24 protein-coding genes and 1 pseudogene are annotated in these 25,170 nt (G+C 62.3%); 21 read left to right on the top strand and 4 right to left on the bottom strand.

The window, feature by feature from the left end; translation table 11 throughout:
- The first annotated feature begins 119 nt into the window (after positions 1-119).
- From PX554_RS12040 to PX554_RS12065, 6 genes are all read left to right on the top strand, one after another.
- Positions 120-596 carry a flavin reductase family protein gene (locus PX554_RS12040; RefSeq protein WP_275490342.1) on the top strand — a complete coding sequence of 159 codons (477 nt, stop codon included), beginning with the start codon at positions 120-122 and terminating at the stop codon, positions 594-596.
- Positions 597-654: 58 nt separating this feature from the next.
- A complete protein-coding gene (locus PX554_RS12045; RefSeq protein ID WP_067736846.1) occupies positions 655-1,869 on the top strand; it encodes an acyl-CoA dehydrogenase family protein in 1,215 nt (404 codons plus the stop codon).
- Positions 1,870-1,971: 102 nt separating this feature from the next.
- Entirely contained in the window at positions 1,972-2,823 is an 852-nt protein-coding gene (locus PX554_RS12050) for a fumarylacetoacetate hydrolase family protein (protein ID WP_067736843.1), read from the top strand.
- 31 nt (positions 2,824-2,854) lie between these two features.
- A complete protein-coding gene (locus tag PX554_RS12055; RefSeq protein ID WP_067736841.1) occupies positions 2,855-3,826 on the top strand; it encodes a VOC family protein in 972 nt (323 codons plus the stop codon).
- Between the two features lie 10 nt (positions 3,827-3,836).
- Entirely contained in the window at positions 3,837-4,769 is a 933-nt protein-coding gene (gene kce, locus PX554_RS12060; protein WP_275502033.1) for a 3,5-dioxohexanoate:acetyl-CoA acetone transferase, read from the top strand.
- A gap of 173 nt (positions 4,770-4,942) precedes the next feature.
- Complete coding sequence (locus PX554_RS12065) at positions 4,943-5,980, top strand: NADP-dependent oxidoreductase (RefSeq protein WP_067733087.1); 1,038 nt, start codon at positions 4,943-4,945, stop codon at positions 5,978-5,980.
- A gap of 122 nt (positions 5,981-6,102) precedes the next feature.
- Here PX554_RS12065 and fabI read toward each other — a convergent pair whose 3' ends face one another.
- Complete coding sequence (gene fabI, locus PX554_RS12070; protein ID WP_067733086.1) at positions 6,103-6,912, bottom strand: enoyl-ACP reductase FabI; 810 nt, start codon at positions 6,910-6,912, stop codon at positions 6,103-6,105.
- A 26-nt stretch (positions 6,913-6,938) separates the two neighbouring features.
- Positions 6,939-7,544, bottom strand: coding sequence for a TetR/AcrR family transcriptional regulator (locus PX554_RS12075; RefSeq protein WP_067733085.1), 606 nt, complete (start codon positions 7,542-7,544; stop codon positions 6,939-6,941).
- A 102-nt stretch (positions 7,545-7,646) separates the two neighbouring features.
- Here PX554_RS12075 and PX554_RS12080 point away from each other — a divergent pair, with 102 nt between their 5' ends.
- From PX554_RS12080 to PX554_RS12135, 12 genes and pseudogenes are all read left to right on the top strand, one after another.
- The gene (locus PX554_RS12080; RefSeq protein WP_067733084.1) at positions 7,647-8,792 is read left to right on the top strand and encodes an efflux RND transporter periplasmic adaptor subunit; all 1,146 of its coding nucleotides are present in this window, start codon (positions 7,647-7,649) and stop codon (positions 8,790-8,792) included.
- 4 nt (positions 8,793-8,796) lie between these two features.
- Entirely contained in the window at positions 8,797-11,946 is a 3,150-nt protein-coding gene (locus PX554_RS12085; RefSeq protein WP_067733083.1) for an efflux RND transporter permease subunit, read from the top strand.
- Complete coding sequence (locus tag PX554_RS12090; protein ID WP_067733082.1) at positions 11,943-13,367, top strand: efflux transporter outer membrane subunit; 1,425 nt, start codon at positions 11,943-11,945, stop codon at positions 13,365-13,367. The genes PX554_RS12085 and PX554_RS12090 overlap by 4 nt, the downstream gene beginning before the upstream one ends.
- 132 nt (positions 13,368-13,499) lie before the next feature.
- A complete protein-coding gene (locus tag PX554_RS12095; RefSeq protein WP_067733081.1) occupies positions 13,500-14,126 on the top strand; it encodes a TetR/AcrR family transcriptional regulator in 627 nt (208 codons plus the stop codon).
- Positions 14,123-14,542: a hypothetical protein gene (locus tag PX554_RS12100; RefSeq protein WP_157081034.1), complete on the top strand. Its 420-nt coding sequence runs from the start codon at positions 14,123-14,125 to the stop codon at positions 14,540-14,542. The genes PX554_RS12095 and PX554_RS12100 overlap by 4 nt, the downstream gene beginning before the upstream one ends.
- A complete protein-coding gene (locus tag PX554_RS12105) occupies positions 14,532-15,368 on the top strand; it encodes a universal stress protein (RefSeq protein WP_084384764.1) in 837 nt (278 codons plus the stop codon). Before PX554_RS12100 ends, PX554_RS12105 begins: the two co-directional genes overlap by 11 nt.
- A 48-nt stretch (positions 15,369-15,416) precedes the next feature.
- A complete protein-coding gene (locus PX554_RS12110; protein ID WP_067733078.1) occupies positions 15,417-15,968 on the top strand; it encodes an HdeD family acid-resistance protein in 552 nt (183 codons plus the stop codon).
- Positions 15,969-16,028: 60 nt separating this feature from the next.
- Positions 16,029-16,664, top strand: a complete 636-nt coding sequence (locus tag PX554_RS12115; protein WP_275502037.1) for an NAD(P)/FAD-dependent oxidoreductase — start codon at positions 16,029-16,031, stop codon at positions 16,662-16,664.
- A 67-nt stretch (positions 16,665-16,731) separates the two neighbouring features.
- Positions 16,732-16,917, top strand: a pseudogene (locus PX554_RS12120) (IS110 family transposase); the annotation flags it as partial.
- A complete protein-coding gene (locus PX554_RS12125) occupies positions 16,917-18,581 on the top strand; it encodes a TonB-dependent receptor (protein WP_275502040.1) in 1,665 nt (554 codons plus the stop codon). The pseudogene PX554_RS12120 and the gene PX554_RS12125, both read left to right, overlap by 1 nt.
- A gap of 3 nt (positions 18,582-18,584) precedes the next feature.
- On the top strand, positions 18,585-19,676 hold the full coding sequence (locus PX554_RS12130; protein ID WP_093221972.1) for an esterase-like activity of phytase family protein: 1,092 nt from the start codon (positions 18,585-18,587) through the stop codon (positions 19,674-19,676).
- A 53-nt stretch (positions 19,677-19,729) separates the two neighbouring features.
- A complete protein-coding gene (locus PX554_RS12135) occupies positions 19,730-20,728 on the top strand; it encodes a LacI family DNA-binding transcriptional regulator (RefSeq protein WP_093221976.1) in 999 nt (332 codons plus the stop codon).
- A gap of 34 nt (positions 20,729-20,762) precedes the next feature.
- On the opposite strand, the gene bla is transcribed toward PX554_RS12135, so the two are convergent.
- Entirely contained in the window at positions 20,763-21,635 is an 873-nt protein-coding gene (gene bla, locus PX554_RS12140; protein ID WP_093221979.1) for a subclass B3 metallo-beta-lactamase, read from the bottom strand.
- Positions 21,636-21,732: 97 nt separating this feature from the next.
- Here bla and PX554_RS12145 point away from each other — a divergent pair, with 97 nt between their 5' ends.
- Entirely contained in the window at positions 21,733-22,614 is an 882-nt protein-coding gene (locus PX554_RS12145; RefSeq protein WP_093221981.1) for a LysR family transcriptional regulator, read from the top strand.
- Between the two features lie 142 nt (positions 22,615-22,756).
- On the opposite strand, the gene PX554_RS12150 is transcribed toward PX554_RS12145, so the two are convergent.
- On the bottom strand, positions 22,757-23,602 hold the full coding sequence (locus tag PX554_RS12150) for a LysR family transcriptional regulator (RefSeq protein WP_275502046.1): 846 nt from the start codon (positions 23,600-23,602) through the stop codon (positions 22,757-22,759).
- A 100-nt stretch (positions 23,603-23,702) separates the two neighbouring features.
- On the opposite strand from PX554_RS12150, the gene PX554_RS12155 reads away from it, so the two are divergent.
- Complete coding sequence (locus PX554_RS12155; protein WP_275502048.1) at positions 23,703-24,710, top strand: zinc-dependent alcohol dehydrogenase family protein; 1,008 nt, start codon at positions 23,703-23,705, stop codon at positions 24,708-24,710.
- 232 nt (positions 24,711-24,942) lie between these two features.
- Positions 24,943-25,122 carry a hypothetical protein gene (locus tag PX554_RS12160; RefSeq protein WP_093221989.1) on the top strand — a complete coding sequence of 60 codons (180 nt, stop codon included), beginning with the start codon at positions 24,943-24,945 and terminating at the stop codon, positions 25,120-25,122.
- The last annotated feature ends 48 nt before the right edge of the window (positions 25,123-25,170 follow it).

Raw genomic sequence — 25,170 nt, forward strand, 5'->3', positions numbered from 1 at the left:
CCCCGAATTCCATCAACCGCCTATCTGCCGGTCCGGTCGAGAAGATCGGCCAATTCCCCAAGTGAACACCGTGCTCGGCGTTGAACCCGTATTTTGCGCGACCTTGTGAGAGAGGTATTGTGGATAGCACTCTGTTCAAGAATTTGATGGCGAGCGTCCCCGCGCCGGTCACGGTGGTGACGACTGCGGTGGATGGGATACCCTCGGGAGCAACGGTTTCCTCTTTCGCGTCGCTATCGCTCGATCCTCCCCTCGTCTCGATCGGACTTATCGAGGGCAGCCGCCTGCTGCGGGACATTCGCCGGAGCAGACGTCTGATGATCAATCTCCTGTCACACGATCAGGAAAACGCCGCCCTGCAATTCGCGAGCCGCGCCGAGGACCGCTTCCTTGGCATCGGCTGGACCTGGGAAAGCGGCCTGCCCAAGCTGGATGGCGTGGCCAGCTACGCCGAATGTGTCGTCGAGAGCGATCTTCCAGCGGGCGATCACGCCATGATCTTCTGCAAGGTCCTGGAGTGCCGCCTGACGGACACTCCGCCGCTTATCTACGGCGCGCGCAAATTCGGCACCCATTCGCATTTCATGCCAGCCTGAAGTGCGTCGATAACAAGAAGTTTGATTGTCGTTTCATCATTGTTCTGGAGGAAGAGAGATGCCCAAGGTGAATACCCTGGAGAAGATTTCCGAAACGGATGACAGCGTGGAAGCCCTGCTGGACCGGGTGCGCGCGCTGCAACCGCTAATTCGTGAAAATGCCGCGAAAGGCGAGCAAGACCGGCGCGTGCCGGAACCTGTCATCGCGGCCTTGAAAGAGGCCGGCGCCTTCCGCCTCGGCACCCCTCGTCGCTTCGGCGGCTACCAGGGCAACATGAAGGCTTTCCTTGATCTCAGCAGCATCGTCGCGGAAGCGGACGGAGGCACCGCCTGGGTGGTGACACTCGTCAACGTCTGTAATTTCTTCGCCGGCCTGTTTTCGGAGAGCGCGAAAGAGAAGATCTTCGGCGCCAATCCCGACGCGCTGATCTCCGGCGTGCATTCCGCCAGTGCGACCTCCCGCAAGGTCGAAGGAGGCTACCGCGTCACCGGCAAATGGTTTTACAATTCTGCCGGTTGGCATTCCGACTGGGCTCTCCTCGGCATTCCGCTGGTCGATGACGAGGGCAAGACCTATGATCGCGGCTGGGCGATCATTCCCGCCTCGGAACTGAAGCTCGAAGATACCTGGTTCGTAGCGGGCATGGCCGCCTCGGGCAGCATCAGCCGGATCGCCGAGGATGTGTTCGTACCGGACGACATGGTGGCTTCGGTCAGCGAGGCGATCAAGGGCGGACTGCCGGAAATGAAACTGGCGGGCGAGCCCGAGTATAGCTCCGCCGTGGTTCCGGTGTTCTCGCTGGTGCTGATCGGCCCGCAACTCGGCTTGGGACGCGCGGCGCTCGATTTCGTCACGTCCAAGGCGCCGACCAAGGCCATCTACGACACGGTCTTCACTTCGGCTACGCAATCCGTCGGCTTCCAGTTGCAGATCGCCAAGGCCGCTACACTGATCGAGACTGCGCATCTCCATGCCTACAAATGTGCTGAAGAGATTGACGCCGCCGCGCTCGCGGGGGTCTATCCCACGACGAAGGCACGCGCAAAGATGCGCGCGCATGTCGCCACCGTGGCGGAGAGCATCACCCAGGCAATCGACGCACTGCTGTTCGCTCACGGCGCCTCCAGCTTCGCGCTGAACAATCCGCTGCAGCGTATCTGGCGCGATTCCGCCGTCGGCGCGCGCCACGCGGCAATCACGCCCCAGATCGCCTACGAGACCTGGGGTAAGGAACTGCTCGGCATTTCGGATCATGTGACGCCGCTGGTCTGAACGCGCTTGCCGCCCAGGGTGCCTGAAGCAAACGGCGCCCCTGGGCGGACCTGAATGCGCACCGCGGGCAACGCGCCGACGCAATGCAGATGGGAGTTACGGATGAAACTGGTTCGATTTGACAAGGATGGCGCGGTCTCTACCGGCGTAGTGGTAGACGATGGTGTGATCGACCTGGCGAAGACAGGCGCGCCGGAGACGGATGTGCTGGCGATCATCGCCGGCGGTGACGAAGCGCTGACGGCTATCCGAAGTGCGATCGTGGGTATCGCCCCGCACTACAAGCTCACTGAGGTGAAGCTGCTTGCGCCGTACCGGCCGCTGAAGTTCCTCGCGATCGGCATGAATTACACGAAGCATGCTGAGGAAGCCCGAAAGCTCGGCGTCGTCGTACCTGAGAAGCAGTTCTGGTTCAACAAACAGACGAGTTGCGTCTCCGGCCCGTTCGACGAGATCGATCCCGGCGTGACCGAACAACTCGACTACGAAGTCGAGCTGGGCGTGATCATCGGGCGCCCGGCGAAGGCGGTTTCCGCCGCAGACGCGCTCAGCCACGTCTTTGGCTATGTCGTGGTGGACGATGTGTCCGCGCGTGACTGGCAGCGCCATTCCCCCACCTTCACGGTCGGTAAGTCCTTCGACACGCATGGCCCGTTCGGACCCTGGATCGTCACCGCCGATGAGATCCCGGATCCCCACGTCCTGGGCCTGCGCACCTGGGTGAATGGGGAACTGCGCCAGGACAGCAACACCTCCGACCTCATCCACAACATCAACACCCAGATCGAATATCTGTCGACCGCCTTCACGCTCGAATCCGGCGATCTGCTCGCCACCGGAACTCCGAGCGGTGTTGGCGTGGCGCTCGATCCGCCGGTGTTCCTGAAAGCCGGCGACGTGGTGCGATGCGAGATCGACGGGATCGGCGCAATCGAAAACCGTGTGAAGGGATAATACCCAAGGTAACATCTGAAGGAGAGAGGAAATGGCTGTTAAAGCAATCGCGGCCGTCGCGCTCGACGTGCCTGATGTAGCGCCGGGTCGGGAGTTCTACACCATCGCCGGTCTCGATGCGTTCGGCGATAACCACATCGCCCGCTTCCGCTGTACCGGGCAAGAGCGTGATGCCATTATCCTTTATGGCGGCGCTCCGGCCAAGCGGCTCAAGTTCGTCCGTCTTTACGCCGACCAGTTGGAAGAGATCTCTGCACGCGTTCCGGTCGCCGGCGGCGCGGTGATCGACGCCCCGAGCGAGGGCGAGCCGGAGGGCCTCTGGGTCCGCGACCCAAACGGCGTCGTCTTCCATCTCGTAGATCAGGACGTTCCAGAACTGCCGCCACTGAACAATGCGTTCGAGATCAACGCGCCGGGTCGGACCATCCGCAAGAACAAGGCGGGTGTCGGCGCGCGGTCGAGCTATCCCCAAGTCATCAGACCGGTGAAGCTGGGGCATGTCGCACTGTTTTCGCCCGATATTCCAGTCAGCATCGCCTTCTTGACAGACGCACTTGGCATGGGGCTGGCGGATCGTTCGCAAGATCTGGTCGCCTTCTGCTGCGCCCGCAAGAACAGCGAGCATCATGTCATCGCCCTGGCCAAGTCACATGCGATCGGGTTCCACCACGCAAGCTTCGCCGTTCTCGACCCGGACCAGGTCGGCTGGGCCGGACGAAAGCTGGTGACGGCGGCCGGACGCGCCGACTGGGGCTTCGGGCGCCACACCATCGGGTCGAACTTCTTCCACTATATCGAAGATCCATGGGGGAGTTGGTTCGAATATTATTCGGATATGGATTATATCGAGGACCACGATCGCTGGACCCCGACCAATTATGCGCTGGAAGACAGCACCTATCTATGGGGTCCCAACCAGCCCGCCCATTTCATCCACAATCCAGAAGTCCCGGCGATCGTTGAGGACGCGCCCGTCAACGATGACAAGGCTTTGATCGCCTGAAAGGAAAACCATGAAGCGTGCTGAGAAGGTGATTATCACGTGTGCGGTGACGGGGAGCATTCATACGCCGACGATGTCGCCGTATTTGCCGATCACGCCGGAGGAGATTGCGCGTGAGGCGGTAGCGGCGGCGGAGGCCGGGGCGGCGATGATCCATCTGCACGCGCGCGATCCGGAGACGGGCAAGCCTGACCAGACGCCGGAGCGGTTCCTGGAGTTCCTGCCGCGGATCAAGCAGCAGACCGACGCGATCCTCAACGTGACGACGGGCGGGGGTCTGGGGATGACGCTGGAGCAGCGGCTGGCGCCGGCGCTGGCGACGCAGCCCGAGGTGGCGTCGATGAACATGGGCTCGTTCAACTTCAACATCTCGGGCGCGGCGGGCAAGATCACCGAGTTCAAGCACGACTGGGAGAAGCCCTATCTGGAAGGGACGAAGGACCTGATCCTGTCGAACACCTTCACCCAGATCGACTATGGCATGCGGGCAATGGGGGCGAACGGCACGCGCTTCGAGTTCGAGTGCTATGACGTGGGGCATCTCTACAATCTGGCGCACTTTGCCGACCTGGGCCTGGTGAAGCCGCCCTTCTTCGTGCAGTGCATCTTCGGCATCCTGGGCGGGATCGGACCCGAGCCGGAGAACCTGCTGCACATGCGCGCGACCGCGGACCGGTTGTTCGGGCAGGACTATTATCTCTCGGTGCTGGGCGCTGGCCGCCACCAGCTGCCGTTCGTCACGATGAGCGCGATCCTGGGCGGCAATGTGCGGGTCGGGCTCGAGGACAGCCTCTATGCCGGCAAGGGCAGGCTCGCCACCTCCAATGCCGAGCAGGTCGCCAAGATCCGCCGCATCCTCGAGGAACTCAGCCTCGATATCGCCACCCCCGCCGAGGCCCGCACCATGCTCCAGACCAAAGGCGGCGACAATGTCGCCTTCTGACCAACTCGTCCATCTCGAACACGAGAACGGCATCGTTCTGCCTCTTTCCCGCTAGGCCACTAATCGCAGCCGAGAATGTCTGAGTGGGCACGGCCACATTAGGAAGATATTCGAAGGACGACGACTCCGTTTTTCCACACGTCATGGCAACATGAAGCTTTCAGGATATCTGCATGTCCACGCCTGCCACCCCTCGGAACCTTCCCGGTAGAAACCGCCGCGTGATCCTGTCCAGTCGTCCCGTCGGCATCCCGCAAGCCAGTCATTTCACGTTTGACGAAGCGTCACTGGAGTCGCTGGCCGAAGGCCAGTTTCGCGTGCGCAATATCTATCTTTCGGTCGATCCGGCGCAGCGAGGGTGGACAAACGAGGGAAGCAATTATTCGCAGCCGGTCCCTGTCGGCGACGTAATGCGCGCACTCGCTGTAGGCGTGATCGTCGAAAGCCGTCATGCGGAATTCCCGGAGGGCCTGCATCTCTATGGCTGGTTCGGCTGGCAGGATTATGCGGTCGTCGGGCCTCAAGCGGTGGTGACGCGAATCGACGTGATCCAGGCTCCCCTCTCTGCCTATGCCGGAGTTCTCGGTATCAATGGACTGACTGCCTATCTCGGCCTCTTCAAGCTCGGTCGTCCGAAGGCAGGGGACACCATATTGGTCACGACTGCCGCGGGCGCGGTGGGCAGCCTTGTCGGCCAGCTGGCGCAGGCCAGGGCATTCCATGTCATTGGCCTTGCCGGTGACGACGCCAAGTTCGCGCGTTGCACGTCCCGGTTCGGCTATGCAGCGGCCGCCAACTACAAGTCGGCCGATGCAGCATCATTGCTCGATCGGCTTGTTCCCGATGGAATTGACGTCTTTTTCGACAATACCGGGGGCGACCTTCTCGATCAGGCGCTCCGAAGGATGAAGACGGGCGGTCGTATCGTACAATGCGGGACGGCCGCAGTATCTCAATGGTCCCCTACCCCCACCGGCTTACGTGCAGAACGGGAAATACTGACGCGTCGCCTAATCTGGTCGGGCTTGCTGGTCTTCGACCATAGCGAGGATTTTCCCGGGGCTCTTGCCGATCTCACTGGCCGGATCCGATCTGGAATGTTGCACTACGAGGAAGACATTGTGACCGGCCTTCTCCACGCCCCAGGGGCGATCGCTCGCCTCTATGATGGACGGAACAACGGAAAATCGCTGATCTATCTAGGCGAATAGGGCGCAAGACACAGGATGAGCGCCCTCCAAGCCAGGCAGCCGGCGGGGCACAACCGACGACGATGGGACAATCTGGTAGATATTCTGAACTCAACGCAGATCGTTACCGGCTGGCAGAGCACTTAGGCTGATGCGTTCGTAAAATTGGGAGCATCTTCGGCTCTCATGCCGATGATGTTGTAGCCTGCGTCGACATGGTGGATTTCCCCCGTCACCGCACTTGCCAGATCGGAAAGCAGGTAGAGTGCAGCTCCTCCCACATCCTCCACCGTGACGTTGCGGCGAAGAGGCGAATTATGTTCATTCCATTTCAGGATATAGCGAAAATCACCGATCCCGCTGGAAGCCAATGTCTTGATTGGCCCTGCTGAAATGGCGTTGACTCGAATATCCTGCGGACCGAAATCAGATGCGAGATACTTGACACTGGTTTCCAAAGCAGCCTTAGCCACACCCATCACATTGTAGTTAGGAAGAACTTTTTCGGCTCCATAATAGCTCAACGTCAGGATCGAACCCCCATCTTTCATGAGCAGAGACGCTCGCTTGGCGATGGCTACAAGACTATATACCGATATGTTCATAGTACGAACGAAATTTTCCAGACTTGTATCGGCATATTTTCCACGCAGTTCATTCTTGTCCGAGAAACCGATAGCATGGACAACGAAATCCAATGTATCCCAGTGTTGTTGGATTTGGGCAAAGAGAGCATCAAGGTCAGCCATGTCGGCGACATCGCACTCGACCAGGAAATCTGAGTCCAATTGTCCAGCCAACGGACGCACCCGCCGTTCCTGAGCCGGCCCGTGATATGAAAATGCCAGTTCGGCGCCCTGTTGATACAGGGCTTTCGAGATACCCCAGGCAAGTGACTTGTCATTGGCCAAGCCCATGATCAGGCCTCGCTTGCCCGTCATCAGATTCGTCATGCACCATGTCCTAGACTATTTATTTTTTAGAGCAGGATTGCTCGCATAAGATATTGGAATGCAATCTTGAGGCGCTCGACATCCTGGGACGTCAATCCGCTCATCGTGCGCATCATGAGGCCGTGAAGGAGGAGCAGCGCCATTTCCACCCTCTCCTCGACCACATCCTGCGTTTTCGCTGATAGAAGAGGGACCATCAGGTCCCTCAGGCTGTCGCGAAACTTGCGGTCGTTCTCGGTCACGATTGCCTGAACGGCCTCGCTGCGCGCGGCCTCGGCCAAAACTTCCATTGCGAAGCCGGCATGACTTCGATCGATCAGCGCATCGAATTCCGCGAGGCTCGCTGCGATCATAGCCTCACCGTCGGCCCTCTGATTGGGCGGAAGGACGGGCGCGTGGCTCAGAAACTCGTCCAGGTTGCGTTCGCAAAGCGCAACGATGATCTCCTCCTTGCTCTCGAAATAACGATAGAGGTGGCCAACACTCATGCCGGCCTCGGCCGCGATGCGATTGACGCTCGCGGCATGAAATCCCTCTCGCAGAAAACAGGCGCGCGCAGCGTCCAGCACCTGATCGCGGCGCATTTCGGCGCGCTGCTGCTGCCTGGCGATAGCATCCGGGGTCTTAACCATCGTGATTTTTCTCAAACCTCATTCTTGACGAATCACGCCTAGCAGATTAGCGGCACAAAAATAAAGAGTGAACGATTGCTCTCATTTTCTAAGGGTTGGCCGATGAAACGATCCCCAATGCGGCGCTCCGCGCTCGCACTTGCCCTGGTTTTGGGCACCGCGGCTTGCAATCATGGCGGTAGCCAACCCACACCGGGTCCGGCGGAAGTCGGGATTGTCACGGTCGAATCCGCACCGGCAACGCTGGTGACCGAGCTTGCCGGACGCACGAGTCCCTCGCTGATCTCCGAGGTCCGCCCGCAAATCAGCGGCATCGTTCTGCGCAGGCTGTTCGAGGAAGGCGCCTATGTTTCCAAGGGGCAGCTCCTCTACCAGATCAACCCGGCTCCCTATCAGGCGGCCTTCGACAAGGCGCGGGCCTCGCTCGCCCGCGCGGAGGCAACCCTGGTTTCAGTGAACAGCCGCGCGTCCCGGACGAAGGATCTGGTGGGGATTGATGCGGTGAGCCGCCAGGACGCGGATGATGCAGCCTCGGCGCGGGGTCAGGCAGTCGCCGACGTCGAATCCGCGAGGGCTGCAGTCCGCTCGGCCAAGATCGATCTTGAATTCACTCGCATCACCGCTCCGATCAGCGGCCGCATCGGCCGCTCGCTCATTACCGCTGGCGCGTTGGTCACAACAGGACAGGCTGCTCCACTTGCAACGATCCAGACCCTGGACCCGATCTTCGTGGACGTGCCGCAGTCGAGCGCGGAGTTGCTGCGCCTGAAGAATGCCTTTGCCAAGGGCGAAGCACGCAATGCCGAGGCGCCGGTGAGCCTCACCCTGCCGGATGGAAGCCCTTATCCGATCAAGGGTTCCTTGCGGTTCAGCGAGGTGTCGGTCGATCCCAGCTCAGGCGCCGTCATTCTGCGCGCGGTCTTCCCCAACCCCACGGGAACGCTTCTGCCCGGCATGTATGTCAAGGCCAAGCTGGTCGATGGCGTTGAGGATCACGCGATCCTGGTTCCGCAGCAAGGCGTTACGCGCGATGAGCGCGGCCGCGCCACCGCGCTGGTGGTCGGCAAAGGCGACAAGGTCGAACAGCGCCATATCGAGACGGTGCGCGCCGTGGGCGACCGCTGGTTGATTGCCAGCGGGTTGCAGCCCGGCGACCGATTGATCGTCGACGGCGTTCAGCGCGCGACACCCGGCGCGACGGTAAAACCGGTTCGGGCGTCCCTTTCCAAAACCGCATCGGCACGGTGATCCCATGGCTCGCTTTTTCATAGATCGACCGGTTTTCGCCTGGGTCATCGCCATCGTCATCATGCTGGTGGGCGGCCTTTCCATCACTCGCCTGCCCATCTCGCAATTCCCCCCGATCGCACCGCCTGCGATCCAGATCAACGCCACCTATCCTGGCGCTTCAGCTGAGACGCTCGAAAACACCGTCACGCAGGTGATCGAGCAGCAGATGAAGGGCATCGACAATCTGCGTTATATGTCGTCGACGAGCGAATCCGCCGGCACAGTAACGATTACCCTCACCTTCGAGCAGGGTACCGATCCCGACATCGCCCAGGTGCAGGTACAGAACAAGCTTCAGCTCGCAACGCCGCTGCTGCCACAGGAAGTGCAGCAGCAGGGTATGCGCGTTACCAAGTCCACCATCAACTTCCTTGCCGTGCTCGCAGTCTATTCGGAGGACGGGAAATATGACAGCGGCGACCTTGGCGACATCATATCCTCCCGGCTTCAGGATCCGCTGAGCCGCGTCACGGGCGTTGGCGATACGATCGTGCTGGGCGCGCAATATGCGATGCGCATCTGGATCGATCCCTACAAGCTTCAGACCTTCGGACTTACCCCTGCCGATGTGAAGGCGGCGATCCGTGCTCAAAACGCGCAGGTCTCAGCCGGTCAGGTTGGCGCGCGACCCTCGGGACCCGAACAGCAGCTCAATGCCACTGTCAACGCCCAGTCCCGCCTGCGCACGCCTGAGCAGTTCAGGCAGATATTGCTGCGCACCAATACCGACGGGTCGACGGTCAGGATTGCTGATGTCGCGCGTGTCGAGATCGGTAGCGAGAGCTATGAGGTCGACGCCAAATATAATGGCCACCCTGCCGCAGGCTTTGCGATCCGTCTGGCATCCGGCGCCAACGCCCTTGACACGATCAACGCGCTCAAAGCGCGGGTCGATGAGCTGTCGAGCACTTTTCCGCCCGGCGTGAAGGTTGCTTTCGCCTACGACTCCACACCTTTCGTGCGGGTCTCGATCCATCACGTCGTGCAAACGCTGTTCGAGGCGGTGGTTCTCGTCTTCCTCGTGATGCTGCTGTTCCTGCAGAACTTCCGGGCAACGCTCATTCCGACCATTGCGGTCCCCGTGGTCCTGCTAGGCACATTCGGCGTGCTCGCGGCCATGGGATACTCGATCAACACGCTCACGCTTTTCGGCATGGTGCTGGCCATAGGTCTGCTCGTCGACGACGCGATCGTCGTCGTGGAGAATGTCGAACGCATCATGGCGGAAGAGGGCCTCCCGCCGCTTGAGGCGACGCGCAAATCGATGGAAGAAATCTCCGGCGCGCTCATCGGCATCGGCCTTGTGCTTTCGGCGGTGTTCATTCCGATGGCCTTCTTCGGTGGGTCGACCGGTATCATCTTCCGCCAGTTTTCCGTCACCATCGTGTCCGCTATGGCGCTCTCGGTGCTCGTGGCGCTGGTCCTGACGCCCGCGCTCTGCTCGACCATCCTCAAGCCCATCCCAAAGGGTTCGCACGGCAAAACCACGGGCTTCTTCGGCTGGTTTAACCGCACCTTCGATCGCGGCGCGGCACGCTATGAGAATGGCGTTTCGCGGGCGATCCGATCCCCCAAGCGCTCTCTCTTGCTATATGGCCTCATCATCATCGGCCTGACCGCACTGTTCGCTCGCCTGCCCACTGGCTTCCTGCCGGATGAGGACCAGGGCACCGTGATGGCGCTGGTCCAGTTGCCCGCCGGAGCCAGCGTCTCGAGGACCATCCAGGTCAACGAGAAGATCGCAGACTTCCTCCAGAAGAACGAACGGCACAACGTGGCTTCGGTCTTCACCGTCAACGGCTTCAGCCTGGCGGGACGCGGCCAGAACATCGGCATGGCCTTCGTAGGCATGACACCCTGGGACGAGCGCGCGGGCAAGGAAAATTCGGCTTCGGCAGTCGCCGGGCGCCTCAACGCCGCGATCGCTAAGGAGCGCGATGCGACGGTCTTCGCCTTCATTCCGCCGGCTATCATCGAACTCGGTAATGCGACCGGTTTCGACTTCGAGCTTCAGGATCGTAACGGCCTTGGCCACAAGGCGTTGCTCGATGCCAGGAACCAGCTTCTGGGCATGGCTGCGAAGAATCCCGACCTGATCGCCGTGCGTCCCAACGGCCAGGAGGACGCGCCTCAGTTGCAGATTGACGTCGATCAGGCAGCGGCGGGCGCGCACGGCCTTTCCCAGGCCGATGTGAACGACGCCATCTCGACAGCCTGGGGTGGCGCCTATGTGAACGACTTCATCGATCGCGGCCGCGTCAAGAAGGTCTATGTCCAGGCTGACGAACCTTTCCGCAAGGCGCCGGACGATCTCGATCGCTGGAACGTCCGGGGCATCTCCGGTGAGATGACGCCGCTTTCGACGATCGCGTCCACCCATTGGATGTACGGCTCGTCTCGTCTCGAGCGCTATAATGGCCTTCCTGCCTTCGAAATCCTGGGCGAGCCCGCGCCGGGCAAGAGTTCCGGCACGGCCATGAAGGCGATGGAGGAAATGGCCGCCAAGCTGCCGGCTGGCGTCGGGTTCGAATGGACCGGTCTATCCTATGAGGAACGGCTTGCAGGAAACCAGGCAATGGCCGTGTATGCGCTGTCGCTGCTCATGGTCTTCCTCTGCCTGGCGGCACTTTATGAAAGCTGGTCCGTGCCTTTCGCGGTGATGACGGCCGCGCCGCTCGGCGTCTTCGGCGCAGTTCTTTCCGCGACCCTCGGCGGCCTCAACAATGACGTCTATTTCCAGGTGGCACTCCTCACGACCGTTGGTGTTTCAGCCAAGAACGCGATCCTGATCGTGGAATTTGCCGAAGCCGAACGACGGAATGGCTCAACGGCGATCGAAGCAGCGCTTTATGCTGCCCGGCTCCGATTGCGGCCAATCCTCATGACGTCCTTCGCCTTTATTGGCGGCATCATCCCTCTCGCCCTTTCAAAAGGGGCGGGCGCGGGCGGCCAGAATGCGATCGGCATCGTGGTAGCAGGCGGCATGGCGGCCGCCACCGTCCTCGCCATCATGTTCGTGCCGCTGTTCTTCGTCCTCGTCAGCCGGATCACTCGGGGCAAGGACAAGCCGAATGATGCCCCGCAAACCGCTCTGCCGGAGCCGGCGGAATGAACAGGAACATCTCCATGCGCTGCTCTTTGGCGGTTCTCGCAACCGCAATTCTCCTTGGCGGATGCAGTTTTGCGCCGGAATATAGACGTCCGTCGCTGCCTGTACCTGCCAGCCTGCCGGCCGACGCGCACCCTCCCCAACTCGGCGACGATAACAAAACGCCCCTCGCCGAGGTCGGCTGGCAGGCATTTTTTACCGATCAGCGTCTGCGCGGTGCGATCGACCTGGCCCTACGGAACAATCGCGATCTGAGGGTCGCGGTCGCCAATGTCGCGGCGGCGAGGGCCTCGTATCGCGTCCAGCGATCGGACTTGCTTCCCACCGTCTCCGCCGACGGGAGCGGCGCGATGCAGCGTGTAACGCGCGACCAGGCAGCGCTCTACGGGGGCGACAGGACGCCGGAATCTTGGTCAGCCAGCATCGGCGCTTCTTGGGAAATCGACCTTTTCGGGCGCATTCGCAACCTGTCGAAGGCCGCGCTCGAACAATATTTCTCGACCGATGAAGCGCGCAAGGCGGCGCAGATTGCACTTGTGGGAGAAGTCGCCAATGCTTGGCTAACACTGGGTGCGGACACCGAGCGGCTCGATGTCGCATCGCAAAGCCGCGATGCATTCGAACGCACACTTGGTCTCACTCGCGCACGGCATGAGCGTGGCTATGCCTCGGCTCTCGACGTGCGGCAGGCGCAGACCAGTTTCGAACAGGCGCGCAGCACGGTTGCCCAGCTAAGGACCGCAGTCGCCCAGGATCGCAATGCGCTCGCTCTTTTGATGGGCATATCACCCGACGACGGCATGCTGCCTATCCGGCTGGGAGAAGCTTCCTACACGATTGACCAATTGCCCCCGAACCTGAGTTCGGAGGTCTTGGTCGGTCGTCCCGACGTACTCGCCGCCGAGCACCAGTTGATCGCCGCCAATGCCAACATCGGCGCAGCGCGAGCGGCTTTCTTCCCCCGCATTTCGTTGACCGGAGCTGTGGGAACCATGGCTCCCGGCCTGTCGCATCTGTTCGAGTCCGGCTCGGACACGTGGAATTTCAGCCCCGCGGCAACTCTGCCCATCTTCAACTATGGCAGGAACAGCGCCAATCTCGCGGCGACGAAGGCACAGCGGGATGCGGCGGTCGCGAGCTACGAGAAAGCTGTCCAGTCGGCTTTTCGGGAAGCGGCGGACGCCCTCGCCCGGCGGTCGACGATCGCGGAGCAACTCGACGCCCAGCAATCGCTGGAGCGGGCGAGCGCCGAGAGCTACCAACTGGCCGAGGCGCGCTATCGCAGGGGATTGGATCCGTTCCTTTCGACCCTCGATGCCCAGCGAGCGCTTCTGGCCGCTCAACAGAGCTTGATCGACGCAAGGTTGGCAAAGCAATCTAACCTCGTCGATCTTTACAGGGTTTTTGGCGGTGGCTTGCGCTGATCTGCGCTCCACCTGCCGCGCGAGCTCTCCCGGCCGTACGGACGAAGGCAACCCCATAGCGGGTGCGAGACCGTGAATTATCGGCGCATATCCACGGGGAGGAAACCGCCAGATGAGGCTGTCGCCCGCAGAATGCGGCCCGGTACCGTGCTCAAGCGGCAACGGATGTTGGACGGCGCCGCCGCCTGCTTTTTCAGGCAGGGTTATGACGGGACGAGCATCACCGACATTATCGAGCAAACAGGCGGCTCGCGAGGGACGATCTACAGTTTGTTCGGCAGCAAGCGAGGGCTGTTTGAAGCGCTGATCCAGGATCGTCTCGAGCGCATTCGGCCGACCTCGCCCCTTGCAGGGAAGCGGCTCCATCTCGCTGCGACTCTGGTAGACATCGCCGATCAGCTTTTAGGGTTCGTCACCGCCAAAGAATGGCTCGACCTGGTGCAACTCGTGCTGCCCCAGGTGCCGCGAGAGTCTGATCTCGGCGTGTTTATCTATGATGCGGGAATCGCGCCCATTGAAGCCGAGTTGCATGCATATTTCACCGACTGGAGATGGATAGCGGACAGCCAGAGCGCCCGACCTGAGGATTTATACGCAGCATTTTCCGGACTGGTGGTTGCCGATCTTCCGTTACGCCTTCTCGCGGGCGTCGCGGCCCCTCCGAGTGGTGGTGCGCGCCGCCAACATCTTGAGCGGGCTGTTTCATCCTTCTTGTTGATCGCCGGTCCGCTCGCTTCTGCGGGAGTTGCGGGAACATGATGCATCTTCCGCCTCTCACGCGCATCCAGAAAAGCGCTTTGCTCATCGGTATAGCCGATGCGCGAAACCGTCGTCGCGTCGCCAGACCTCCAGATGGCAGGCGAATGTCTTTCATCCTGTCAGTCTTCGGGGTCGAGCGAGTCACGACGTTGGCCAATCCGCAACTCGAAGCTTTGCGCGCTTTCGCGATGTGGCAGTTCGCACCCGGCGGTGACGTGACCGGATTCGAAGAGATTGATCCGCCTTTGCTCGAGGCAGCGAGGCGATATCTGCGTCGCGCCAACTCAAACGTCTTTGACGGTGTCCGACGCTTCGCCTCCTTCGAAGGCATCGATAACGGCAATATTTTGAGCCGCGACCGCGCCACGACGTTACCCGACAACCACCACTCCAGAAAGAATCCCGATGACACCTAAGGATATCATTGTCTTCCTGGAAGATACGCCTCATTGGAACACTCGTTTATCATATGCCGGAAAACTGGCACATAGATGGCGGGCACATCTGACATGCGTCTTCGTCGTCGATGGTCTCGAGCTACATCTCCATTCGGACTATGCGATTGGCGACGGCATTACGGAGATGCTTAAGACATTCGGTGACAGCATGCGTACGGCAGAAGCCGAAATGCGGGCAGCCTTCGACAAGATCATCTGCGACTTAAATCTCCAGGGCACATGGCGGCGCTTCAACCACGAACGTGATCAAAGGCTGATGTTGTACGCCCGTTACGCGGGCCTTGCGATTATCGGCGGGGGAGCACGGCCGAACAAAGCACAAACGAGGCTCGGCCTATCTGGCGAGTTGATTTTTGCGTCGGGACGACCTGTCCTCCTTTTACCGGAGAATTGGCCGGTCAGCCGTATGCCGAACAGCATTGTCATTGCCTGGAATGGCAGTGCCGAAGCCGCTCGGGCGGTTGCGAACGCGATGCCGTTCCTCTTCGAGGCAGCGCGGATCGATGTCGTCGTCGTACAGCAAATAGGCGCTCACAAAATCGTGGATTTCGATCCCGGCAGCGAGTTGAAGGCGCACCTCGCCCGAAGTGGCCTCAACGCCGAGTTGCACCTGCTCGAGGGTCGTGAAACGGGAAAGCTCATTCTTGATTTCGCGACAAGCAACAGCGCTGATTTGCTCGTCATGGGCGCTTACGGAAGATCCAAGTTGAGCGAGAGCGTTTTAGGAGGAACAACTCGGCATTTGCTGAGAAACTCGGCGATTCCAATCATCCTATCGCTCTAAGCTGTCTTAAAAATCGGCTCCAGCACTCTCGGCAACCCGGGCGATTGGATGACCAAAAAGCGGATCAACCATGTGACCAGACACCTCTTACGCAGCGAGCAGGCCTGGATGCTCGCCTACGGCATTGCCGTCGCAATACTTGGCATGCTTGGTCTTCTGCATCCATTTCTTTTCGGACTGTCCGCCGGCACAGCACTTGGTTTCGGGCTTTTGGGCTATGGCGTTCTCATGGTCGTCGCCGGGCTTTCCAGACGCCGCAAGGATCGCTCGGAGGCGCTTTTTGGCGCTCTCACCCTGATCGGGGGCGGCATAGTCCTCTTTCACCCGCTCGCCGGCGGCCTGTCACTCGTTTGGTTGAGCAGTGCGTGGCTTCTCGTTGGAGCGCGCTTTACCTTTTCCGCGTCCCTACGAAAAAGGGAAGACCGGCCCTGGCTTATCTGCTTGAGTATCGTCAACGTAGTACTTGGGCTGTCTTTGCTTTTTGTGCATCCGATCGTCGCCATCACCTATGTTGGCATCGCCATCGGCCTGAGTCTTCTGGTACGCAGCCTTTTCCTGATCTGGCTGGCTCTTCGGCTGCGGCAGCGCCGCTATTTCTGAATGGCGACCATGTGGTCAGACGAAGTCGTAACAAGTGAAAATTTCCAAGAATGGATAGACATGACTGAAAAGCACAAGATCGTGGTCGTCGGTGGAGGTGTCGCGGGCCTCGATCTTGCCAGCCATGTTTCAGGCAAGCCTGCACGCAAGCTGGGCTGGGATGTTCGACTTGTCGATCGCGAACTGGCTCATGTCTGGAAACCCATGCTCCACACCATTGCCGCTGGAACGGCGGATACCGGCGCCCATCAAACCGCCTATCTCTCGCAAGCGCGCCGCAGGGGCTTCTCATTCGAGCTTGGCGAGGTCGTTGCCGTCGATCGCGAGCGGTCCCTCATTCGGATCGGTCCGGTCATGGCGACCGGTGAAGAGGTGCTGCCCGCCCGCTCCCTTCAATATGATACGCTGGTCCTCGCAGCCGGAAGCCGTGCCAATGATTTCGGAACGCCCGGTGTCGCGGAGCATTGCATGACCATCGACAGTCGGCGAGAGGCGCTCGCATTCAACGACAGGCTGCGGATAGCGTTGATACGGTCCGTCGCCAGCCAGCGGCCCCTATCGGTCGCGGTGGTCGGAGCAGGTGCGACGGGCGTCGAACTTGTCGCGGAGCTTATTCGGTTGGCCGATGTGCTGGAGTTGCATGGGGCTCTGGGCTTACGGGGCAATCTCTCGATAACGCTCATAGAGACCCCATGACTGCCAGAGCCTCGGAGGCTCGAATCTGAGATGCTGATGATGGATTTGTCAGCAGCGGAGACGAGTCATGACGGAGACGGTGAAATACGTTGGTCTGGACGTTCATAAGGAAACCATTGCGGTCGCGGTTGCCGATGGGGAACGCGGAGGCGAGGTGCGTTTCGTCGGCACGGTCGCCAACGAGGACGATGCGATCAGGAAGCTGGTCAAGCGGCTGACTGGACCGGGCGTGACGTTGAACGTCTGCTACGAATGAAGCGCTTCGACAATGGCTCCTTCCTCAAGGCGCGGGTGTCGTACAACAGCCAGTTCGACAACGACTTCAACATCGTCACGCTGGCGCAGTTCAGGGCCAATCCGAAGAGCGATTATCTAAGCGACGCGCTGACCGGCATACCCAATCAGGATCTGAACTATGGCGGCACGTTCGGCGGCGCGCGTCGCGACTTCCTGGCCTATGTCAACGGCAAGCTCGTCGCCGGCGATCACGTGACGGTCACCGTCAATCCGTATTACCAGACACTCGACGGTTATTCGCTCAGCTACCAGAACCGCCACCGTCAGCTCGCCGGCAACGATCCTTATGCCGTGCTCGGCTATAACGCGACCGGCGGCGCTATCCGCCCGGCGCTCGCCACCACCTCCAATCCGAATGTCTATGGCGGCCCGGCCGACATGCGCGTCACACCCCGCACACGCGAGCGCTATGGCGCCACCGCCGAACTGAAGGTGAGCGACCTGATCCCGCGCAACACCGTCCGCGTCGGCGTCTGGTACGACGGCGGTACATCGACGGAGGAACGCGACTACTTCCCGATCGTGCCCTCGACCACACGATTGTCATGGCAGGGCGGCCGGCCCTCCTACGTGCTGTATGACCGCTCGACCTCGATCTCGACGTTGGAGGTCTATGGTCAGGATTCCGTGCAGCTCATTCCCGACATGCTGCGGATCGATGCCGGGCTGACCTGGTATCATGTCCGCTACAAGGCACGCTCGCCGCTGGAATATGCGGCGCGCCTCGATTTCACGCAGGACTCGCCGGTCCAGCCCAAGCTCGGCTTCAGCCTGACGCCCGTGCGGCATATCGAGCTGTTCGGCGGCTATGCCAAGAATTTCTCGGGCATCCCGGAGGATGCGTTCCTCGGCTCGACGGCGATGATCCAGCCGGGCGACCTCAAGCCGCTCCAGTCGAGCAACGTCGATGGCGGGGTGCGCTACACGAATGGAAACTACGCCTTTTCGGTGCAGGCCTTCCACGTCCATCTGAAGAACGGCGTCGGCATCGTGCCCAACGACCCAACCGTGACCGATCCGATCGATATCCAGCGCGGCAACGTCGCAACGCGGGCGGCGACAATCCTCGGCCAGACGACCAACGGCGTGGAGGTGACAGGGCTGGCGACCGGCCGGTGGTACGATCTTTACGCATCCTATTCCTATCAGCGCGCGACCTATGACGACGCCGCGCCGGGCTCGCGCGACCGGCTCAACCTCGCCTCGGTCGGCATCATCGCCGGCAGCGACGTGCGCGATATCCCGCGCCATAGCGTCTATGCCGAGGCTGGCCTCAAGCCGTTCGCGGGCGTGCGGGTGGAGGGGCATGTGCAATATATCAGCAGCCGGGTCGGCGGGGACATCATCGCGCCGACCACCTATCAGGAAGTCGCGATCGATCGCATTCCCGGCTATACGCTGGTCGGCGCCTCGGCCCGCTATACCTTGCCGCAGATCGGGCCGCTCAAGGCGGCGTCGATCCAGCTCAACGTCGATAACCTGTTCGACATTGGCTATATCGCATCGGTCACCAGCGCGACCGCGACCGCGACGGAAACCGGCCTGCCCGGGCGTTCGCTGGGGCGCTACTTCATCGGCGCGCCACGGACGGTGACCGCGTCGTTCCGCGTGCGGTTCTGAGCGGTGCGCCGGCCATGCTGTCTCGACGCGCTACTCGCCCTGGCGGCATGGCTGCCCGGCAGTGCGGATGCGTCGTCACCGGACGCGCCGAAGGTGATCGAACGCATCGTCTTGCCTCCCAGCGCGGCCGGCGAGGCGGTGGGCGGTATCTCGGGGATCGACTATGACCGCCGGCGACGCGCGTGGTTGTTGATCAGCGACGACAAGTCGCAGCACGGACCCGCCCGGCTTTACCGCCTGCGCCTGACCCGGATGCGACCTTCCCTCGCCCCCGTACTGCTGCGCGACGAACGGGGAGGGGTCTATCCAGCGCCGGGGTCGGGCAAGGAAGCCATCGACGGCGAGGCGATCCGCCTGACCCCGGACGGGCAGCGCTTCGCCTGGTCGAGCGAAGGGGACGCGGAGGATGGATTCGGGCCGGCGGTGCGGATCAGCGATGCTGGTGGGCGCGTGCGGGACAGCATACCGCTTCCCGCCGCGATCAAGACCGACGGCCGGCCGAACAGGACGGTCGAGGGTCTGGCATTCACGCCCGATCACGCGCTCTGGGTGGCCATGGAGGCGCCTCTGCGGCGGGACGGGCCGGCGGCGGACATCGATCACGCGGCGCTGGTCCGCTTTACCCGCATCGCCCCCGGTGCGCCGCCCAGGCAGATCGGCTATCGCGTCGATCCGATCGTACGCCAGCGCCCGAACCGGCTCGCCGACAATGGCGTCAGCGAGATCCTCGCGGTCGACGATGATCGGCTGCTCGTGCTGGAGCGCTCGGGCGAGCAGCAGGACGATGGCCGCTTCGCCTTCCATTGCCGCCTATACCTCGCCTACCTGCGCGGCGCCGATCCGGTATCGCTCACCGCACCACTCGATCCCTCGCGCGTCAGGGTCGCGACCAAGCGCCTGCTGGTCGACTTCGACCGGCTGATGCCCACCGGCTCGGGCAACCTCGAAGGCATGGCGTGGTGGCCCGGCGCGCATGGACGGCACCGTCGGCTCGTCCTCGTCAACGACAACAATTTTGCGCCCGACGAGGCCACCATACTGACGGTGATCGAGCTTCCCCCACTATCGCCGCTATCCAGAGATGGCCTTGGCTGATCCCGCCGCCGCGCTATCTACGCGAGGTGCCAAAGATCAAATCTCCAGGACCGATGGACAATCCGAGCCGCCCCAAAGCGCCCACGCTAAAGGATCTCGCCCGCGAGGCGGGGGTGTCGCTGACCAGCGCGTCTTACGCGATCAACGGCACCGGCTCGGTCGGGCCGAAGACGCGCGCGCATGTGCTCGAGGTCGCCAAGCGGATCGGCTTCCGTCTCAACCTGACGGCGCGGACGATGAAATCCGGGCGCTCGGGCATGCTCGCGCTGGTCATCCCTGATCTCGGCAATCCCTTTTTCGCCGCGCTGGTGCAGGCGGTGTTCCGCGAGGCGCGCTCGGCCGGCTACCATATCTACATGACCAACACCGAAGGCTCCGAGGAGTTGGAAGCCGACGCGCTGGCGATGGCGGTGGGGCTCCGGGTCGATGGGCTCATCTGGTTCTCGATTCGCGACAAGGACACGTCGGGCGGCATCCTCAGCAACACGCCGACCATCCTCCTCGACCGGACCGTGCCCGGTTACGACACCGTCTCGATCGATTATTACGATGCGGGGCGGCGCGCGGCCGATCACCTGCTCGCCCACGGCCACCGGAGGGTCGGCATCGTGTCCGGCCCGATGGACATCGTCAGCATGCGGGATCGTTGCGCCGGTTTCCGCGACCGCTTGATCGAAACGGGCGAGCTGGTGTTCGAAGTGGAGAATTCCTTCTCGCTCGATCTCGAACCCGGCGCCAAGGCCGCCGTGCTGGAACGGCGGGCGACCGCGATCTTCGCGGGTGCCGACATCATCGGCATCGGCATCATGCGCCACGCGCAGGTAAACGGCATCGACGTGCCGCGCGCCCTGTCTGTTGTCGGTTTCGACGATATCGACCTCGCGAGCCTCGTCAGCCCGGCCCTGACCACGGTCGAAATACCCATCGAAGAAATCGCCGCGCGATCGGTCGCGCTTCTCCTGGAGCGGATATCGGGCCAGCGCGGCGAGCTGTCTGTCGAGAAGCTGCCCGCCAGGGTCGTGGAACGAGAGTCGGTGTCCGAGCCGGGATGAACGGCCTTCGAAAAGCCCGGCAACGGGTTCGCCCTCAACGCTGACTGCCTTTCTCGGACCGGATACGGGCGACGAGACGGCGCCTCGACCGCTCCGCGTACGTTTCGCACGCGTGGGGACCAAAAGTGAAGCGGCCGGACGAACCGCTCTGGTCGGCGTGTGCCGTTATGAGGATATCGCATGGTATGTCCCGCATCGTCGCGTAGCTGCGGCGATATCCCGCGACGATCGCTTGGTTGGAGCGCGCGGTGTACCGGTAGCTGTCGGCTGACACCGGGTTGAGGCTGGAGGCGAAGACGACCGCTTTGCAGCGCCCGGCCGCGCACGACTGCCACGTCCACGTCATACTGCCCAACGTGTGACCCGGTGTGGCCCGCGCGGTGACCGCGACCGTCCCGAGGCGGAGCACCTCGCCATCCCCGATCACGCGCACACGCGCTACGGGCGGGAAGCGGCCGTCGTAACCATGCTGCGGGTCGTCGATGGCAAGGCGGCCGGAGCGCAGCCCCGCGGCCCCTCGTGAACTGGCCACGACGACCGCCCCGGTATCGCGGGCGAGCGCGGCCAGGCCGCCGGCATGGTCGAAATGCGGCTCGGTGCTCAAAATATATCTGATGTCGCGGGGACGAAATCCCAGCCGTTTGACATTCACCAGGATCGCCGGTGCCGCTTGCGGCAAGGCGCCATCGATCAGGATCAACCCTTTGCCGGTGTCGATCAACGCCACGCTGAGGCCCCCGAAACCGACGAGATAGGTGTTGCCGAAGACGCGGACGGGCGCACGCGGCGCAAGCCACTCCGCCGCACGATCGACCGCTATCGGTCGGGTCAGCGGATCAGCGGCACGCTCGGCGGATGCGGCGCCGGTCAGCAGGAAGGCGAGCGCGGCGGTCGATCGGATAAGCATCTCATGGTCTCCTTTACGCCAACCAATGAGGCGCACGGATGAAGAGGACAAAGCATCTTCCCTCGACTTAGCCATGAGCTCCGCTCATAGGATCGGAATGGAACGCGCTCAATTGCCGCTCAACGCCCTGCGCGCCTTCGAAGCCGCGGCGCGCCACCTCAACTTCACGCGTGCCGCGATCGAACTCTGCGTCAGCCAAGGCGCGGTCAGCCATCAGGTGGCGCAACTCGAACGGCGGCTCGGCACGCGATTGTTCCATCGCCTGCCGCGCGGGATCGCGCTGACCGATGACGGACAGGCGCTGGTGCCGGTGTTGGCGGACGCCTTCGATCGGGTGGGTGCGACGCTCGATCGCTACGCCGCGGGGCGCTTTCAGGAGGTTCTGCATGTCGGGGTCGTCGGCACTTTCGCCACCGGCTGGCTGCTCGAACGGCTCGATGCCTTCGCGCACGACTTTCCGCACATCGACGTCCGCGTATCGATCAACAACAATCGGGTGGATCTCGCGGGCGAGGCACTCGATTACGCTATCCGGTTCGGGGATGGCGCATGGCACGGTACGCACGCCGAGCCCCTCGCCGCCGCGCCGCTAAGCCCATTGTGCGCCCCGGCGGTGGCAGCGCGGCTCACAGATGCGGCCGCTCTCACCCAGGAACGATTGCTGCGTTCCTACCGGGCAAATGAGTGGACCCGCTGGTTTCATGCCGCCGGCATCAGCGCGCCTTCGCCGCGCGGCCCCATGTTCGACAGCTCCGCGTTGATGGTCGGCGCCGCGATGGCGGGCCTTGGCGTCGCGCTGGCGCCGCCGTCGATGTTCACTCGCGAACTTTCGGCGGAACGGCTGGTTCAGCCGTTTCCGCTCGAGATCGACGCGGGGCGATATTGGCTGACGCGGCTGTTCTCGCGCGAGGAAGGCGCCGCGATGCGGTCCTTCCGCGGCTGGATGATCGGCGAGCTCGGCCAAGCCGGACGCGGATAGTCGGCGGGCGGACCGAATGAGCATCCATAGAAGACCACGGTCGAGCTCCCTGCCGACTTGATGCGAGGCGGCGACGCTGTTCCTCTTCATGCTCCGGTCGCGCTGCCCGCTATGCTGCACATCGTCGGAGACGACCGAAGCGCTAATCGGCCAGACTGTCGATCACCATATCCACCAGCGCACGCAAACGCGGCAGCCGCTTCATGTCGCGATGATAGGCGATCCACGTTTCCCGCGATGGCGGGGCGTCGCCGAGATCGACCTCGACCAGTCCCACGGTGGCAGCGCCCAGGGGCTTGGGCAAGACCGCCATCCCCACCCCCAACGCGCACAGCCGCGCCTGCATCTCACGGCTGTTGCTACGCGCCACGATGCGCGCGCCGGGAATCGCCTGCATCAGCCAGCCGACGTCGGGCATACCGCCAAATCCCGTGTCCATCACCACCACATCCTGTGCGGGCACCTCGCGGCCCGCGGGCGCATAGAGTGCGTAGGACACGGTTGTCAGCCTGCGCGCGATCACCTCCGGCTCGTCGAAAGCGGCGATGCGGAACGCCAGATCGGCCTCGCGCCGGGCGAGGCTGTAAACGCGCGGGTCGGTGAGCGTTTCGACCACGACGCACGGGTGCCGCTGGTTGAACGCCGCCAACACCGGTGCCAGCACGATGCGACCAAACCAGTCCGAACAGGTCAAGCGGAGCATGCCCGTCAACCCTTGCTCGCTGCCTGCCAGTTCGCGCGCAAGGGCGTGTGCGTCGCTCTCCATCCGCTCGGCATGGCGCAGCATCATCTCGCCTTCGTCGGTCAGCACGAACCCATCAGCGGTGCGTTGGAACAGCTTCACGCCCGCAGCCCCCTCCAGCGCGCGCAGGCGGCGCCCCATGGTCGGCTGCGACTGGCCGACGCGGCGGGAGGCCGCACCTAGCGTGCCCTCGCGCGCGATGGCGAGGAAGATCGGAAGATCGCTCCATTCAAGCTGCAGTGGCATCGAAGGCTCAAACAAAAATGCATGGTTATCATGCAATATAATTGATTTTCATTCAATCATGATAGCGCCATCTTTCCGGCATCACACAGGAGAGGTTGCCGTGCCCCAATCCCCCACGATGCTCGCCGCCTTTATCGATAGCGCGAATGGCCCCTTCACCGTTCGCCGTGTCCCCCGGCCCACCCCGAGCGCCGGCGAAGTGCTCGTCCGCGTTCACGCCAGCGGCACAAACCCGCTCGACGCGAAAATCCGCGCCGGCGAGGCCGCCCATGCGCGCCGCCCCCTGCCCGCCGTGCTCGGGATGGATGTGGCGGGCGTGGTCGAGGCGGTCGGCTCCGGCGACGCGGCCTTCGCGGTCGGCGACGAAGTCTATGGCCTGGTCGGCGGCGTAGGTGATCTGCCGGGTACACAGGCACAATATATCACGGCCGACGCACGCCTGCTGGCTCGCAAACCTACCAATCTCACCATGCGCGAAGCCGCCGTCCTGCCGCTGGTCACCCTCACCGCATGGGAAGGGTTGATCGACCGCGCCGCCATCCGCCCGGGCCAGAGCGTGCTGGTACAAGGCGGCGGGGGCGGAGTCGGCCATGCCGCGGTGCAGCTTGCGCTGGCGTACGGGGCGCACGTGTTCGCCACCGCGTTCGGCGACGATCTCGCGTATATCCGCGGCCTCGGCGCCACGCCGATCGACGCGGCACAGGAGGTCGAGCATTATGTCGCCGAGCGTACCGATGGGCGCGGTTTCGATATCGTGTATGACACGGGTGGCGGCGCCATGCTCGATGCGTCATTCAGGGCGGTGAAGCGCCTTGGCCATGTGGTCAGTTCGCTCGGCTGGGGCGTTCACGCACTGGCGCCATTGTCGTTCAAGCAAGCCACCTACTCCGGCGTCTTCACGCTTCACACGCTGCTCGCCAACGAAGGGCGCGAGCGATACGGCGAGATCCTGGCCGCGGCTGCGAAGCTGGCGGAAAGCGGGCGGCTGTCGCCCCGGCTCGACCCGCGCGACTTCGGCATCGATGAGATCGGCGCAGCCTATGACGCCGTGACGAGCCGCCGTGGAACGCCGCCCCGCCGGGGCAAGATCGCCATCACCATCGCCTGAAATACGCGCAGGCCAAAGGCCGAAAAGCAATTCAAAATGCCGCAATGCAAAATGATATTCGGACGCACATAAGTCAAACACGGTCGTTCAACCATTCTGGAGGGGAACTATTTAAGCCAATCATGTGTTTGCGCCACAATGGACAATCTATTTGTTGAGATAACTATAAAACTGGCAGATATTTCCTCCAGTCGACCAAAACGAAGTCGACGCCGCGAAAATGGAGGATATCATGTCTGCAGCCAGCGCACATCCAACCGTCCATGAAGTCAAAGATGCGGACCCCGTGCACAATACCTTCGACGGCAAGAAGGCCGACCTGTACATCAATACAGGCAAGCTCGGGAAGAATTTCCTTTTCACAGTCGAGAAGGCGGATGGCCACCCGACCTTGATCGCGATCCATCTCTGACCCATCCGCTGGTGGCCGGCGGCACGAGACATGTCGCGCTGCCGACCA

Source organism: Sphingomonas pollutisoli (genome assembly GCF_029167165.1).
Taxonomy (GTDB): domain Bacteria; phylum Pseudomonadota; class Alphaproteobacteria; order Sphingomonadales; family Sphingomonadaceae; genus Sphingomonas; species Sphingomonas pollutisoli.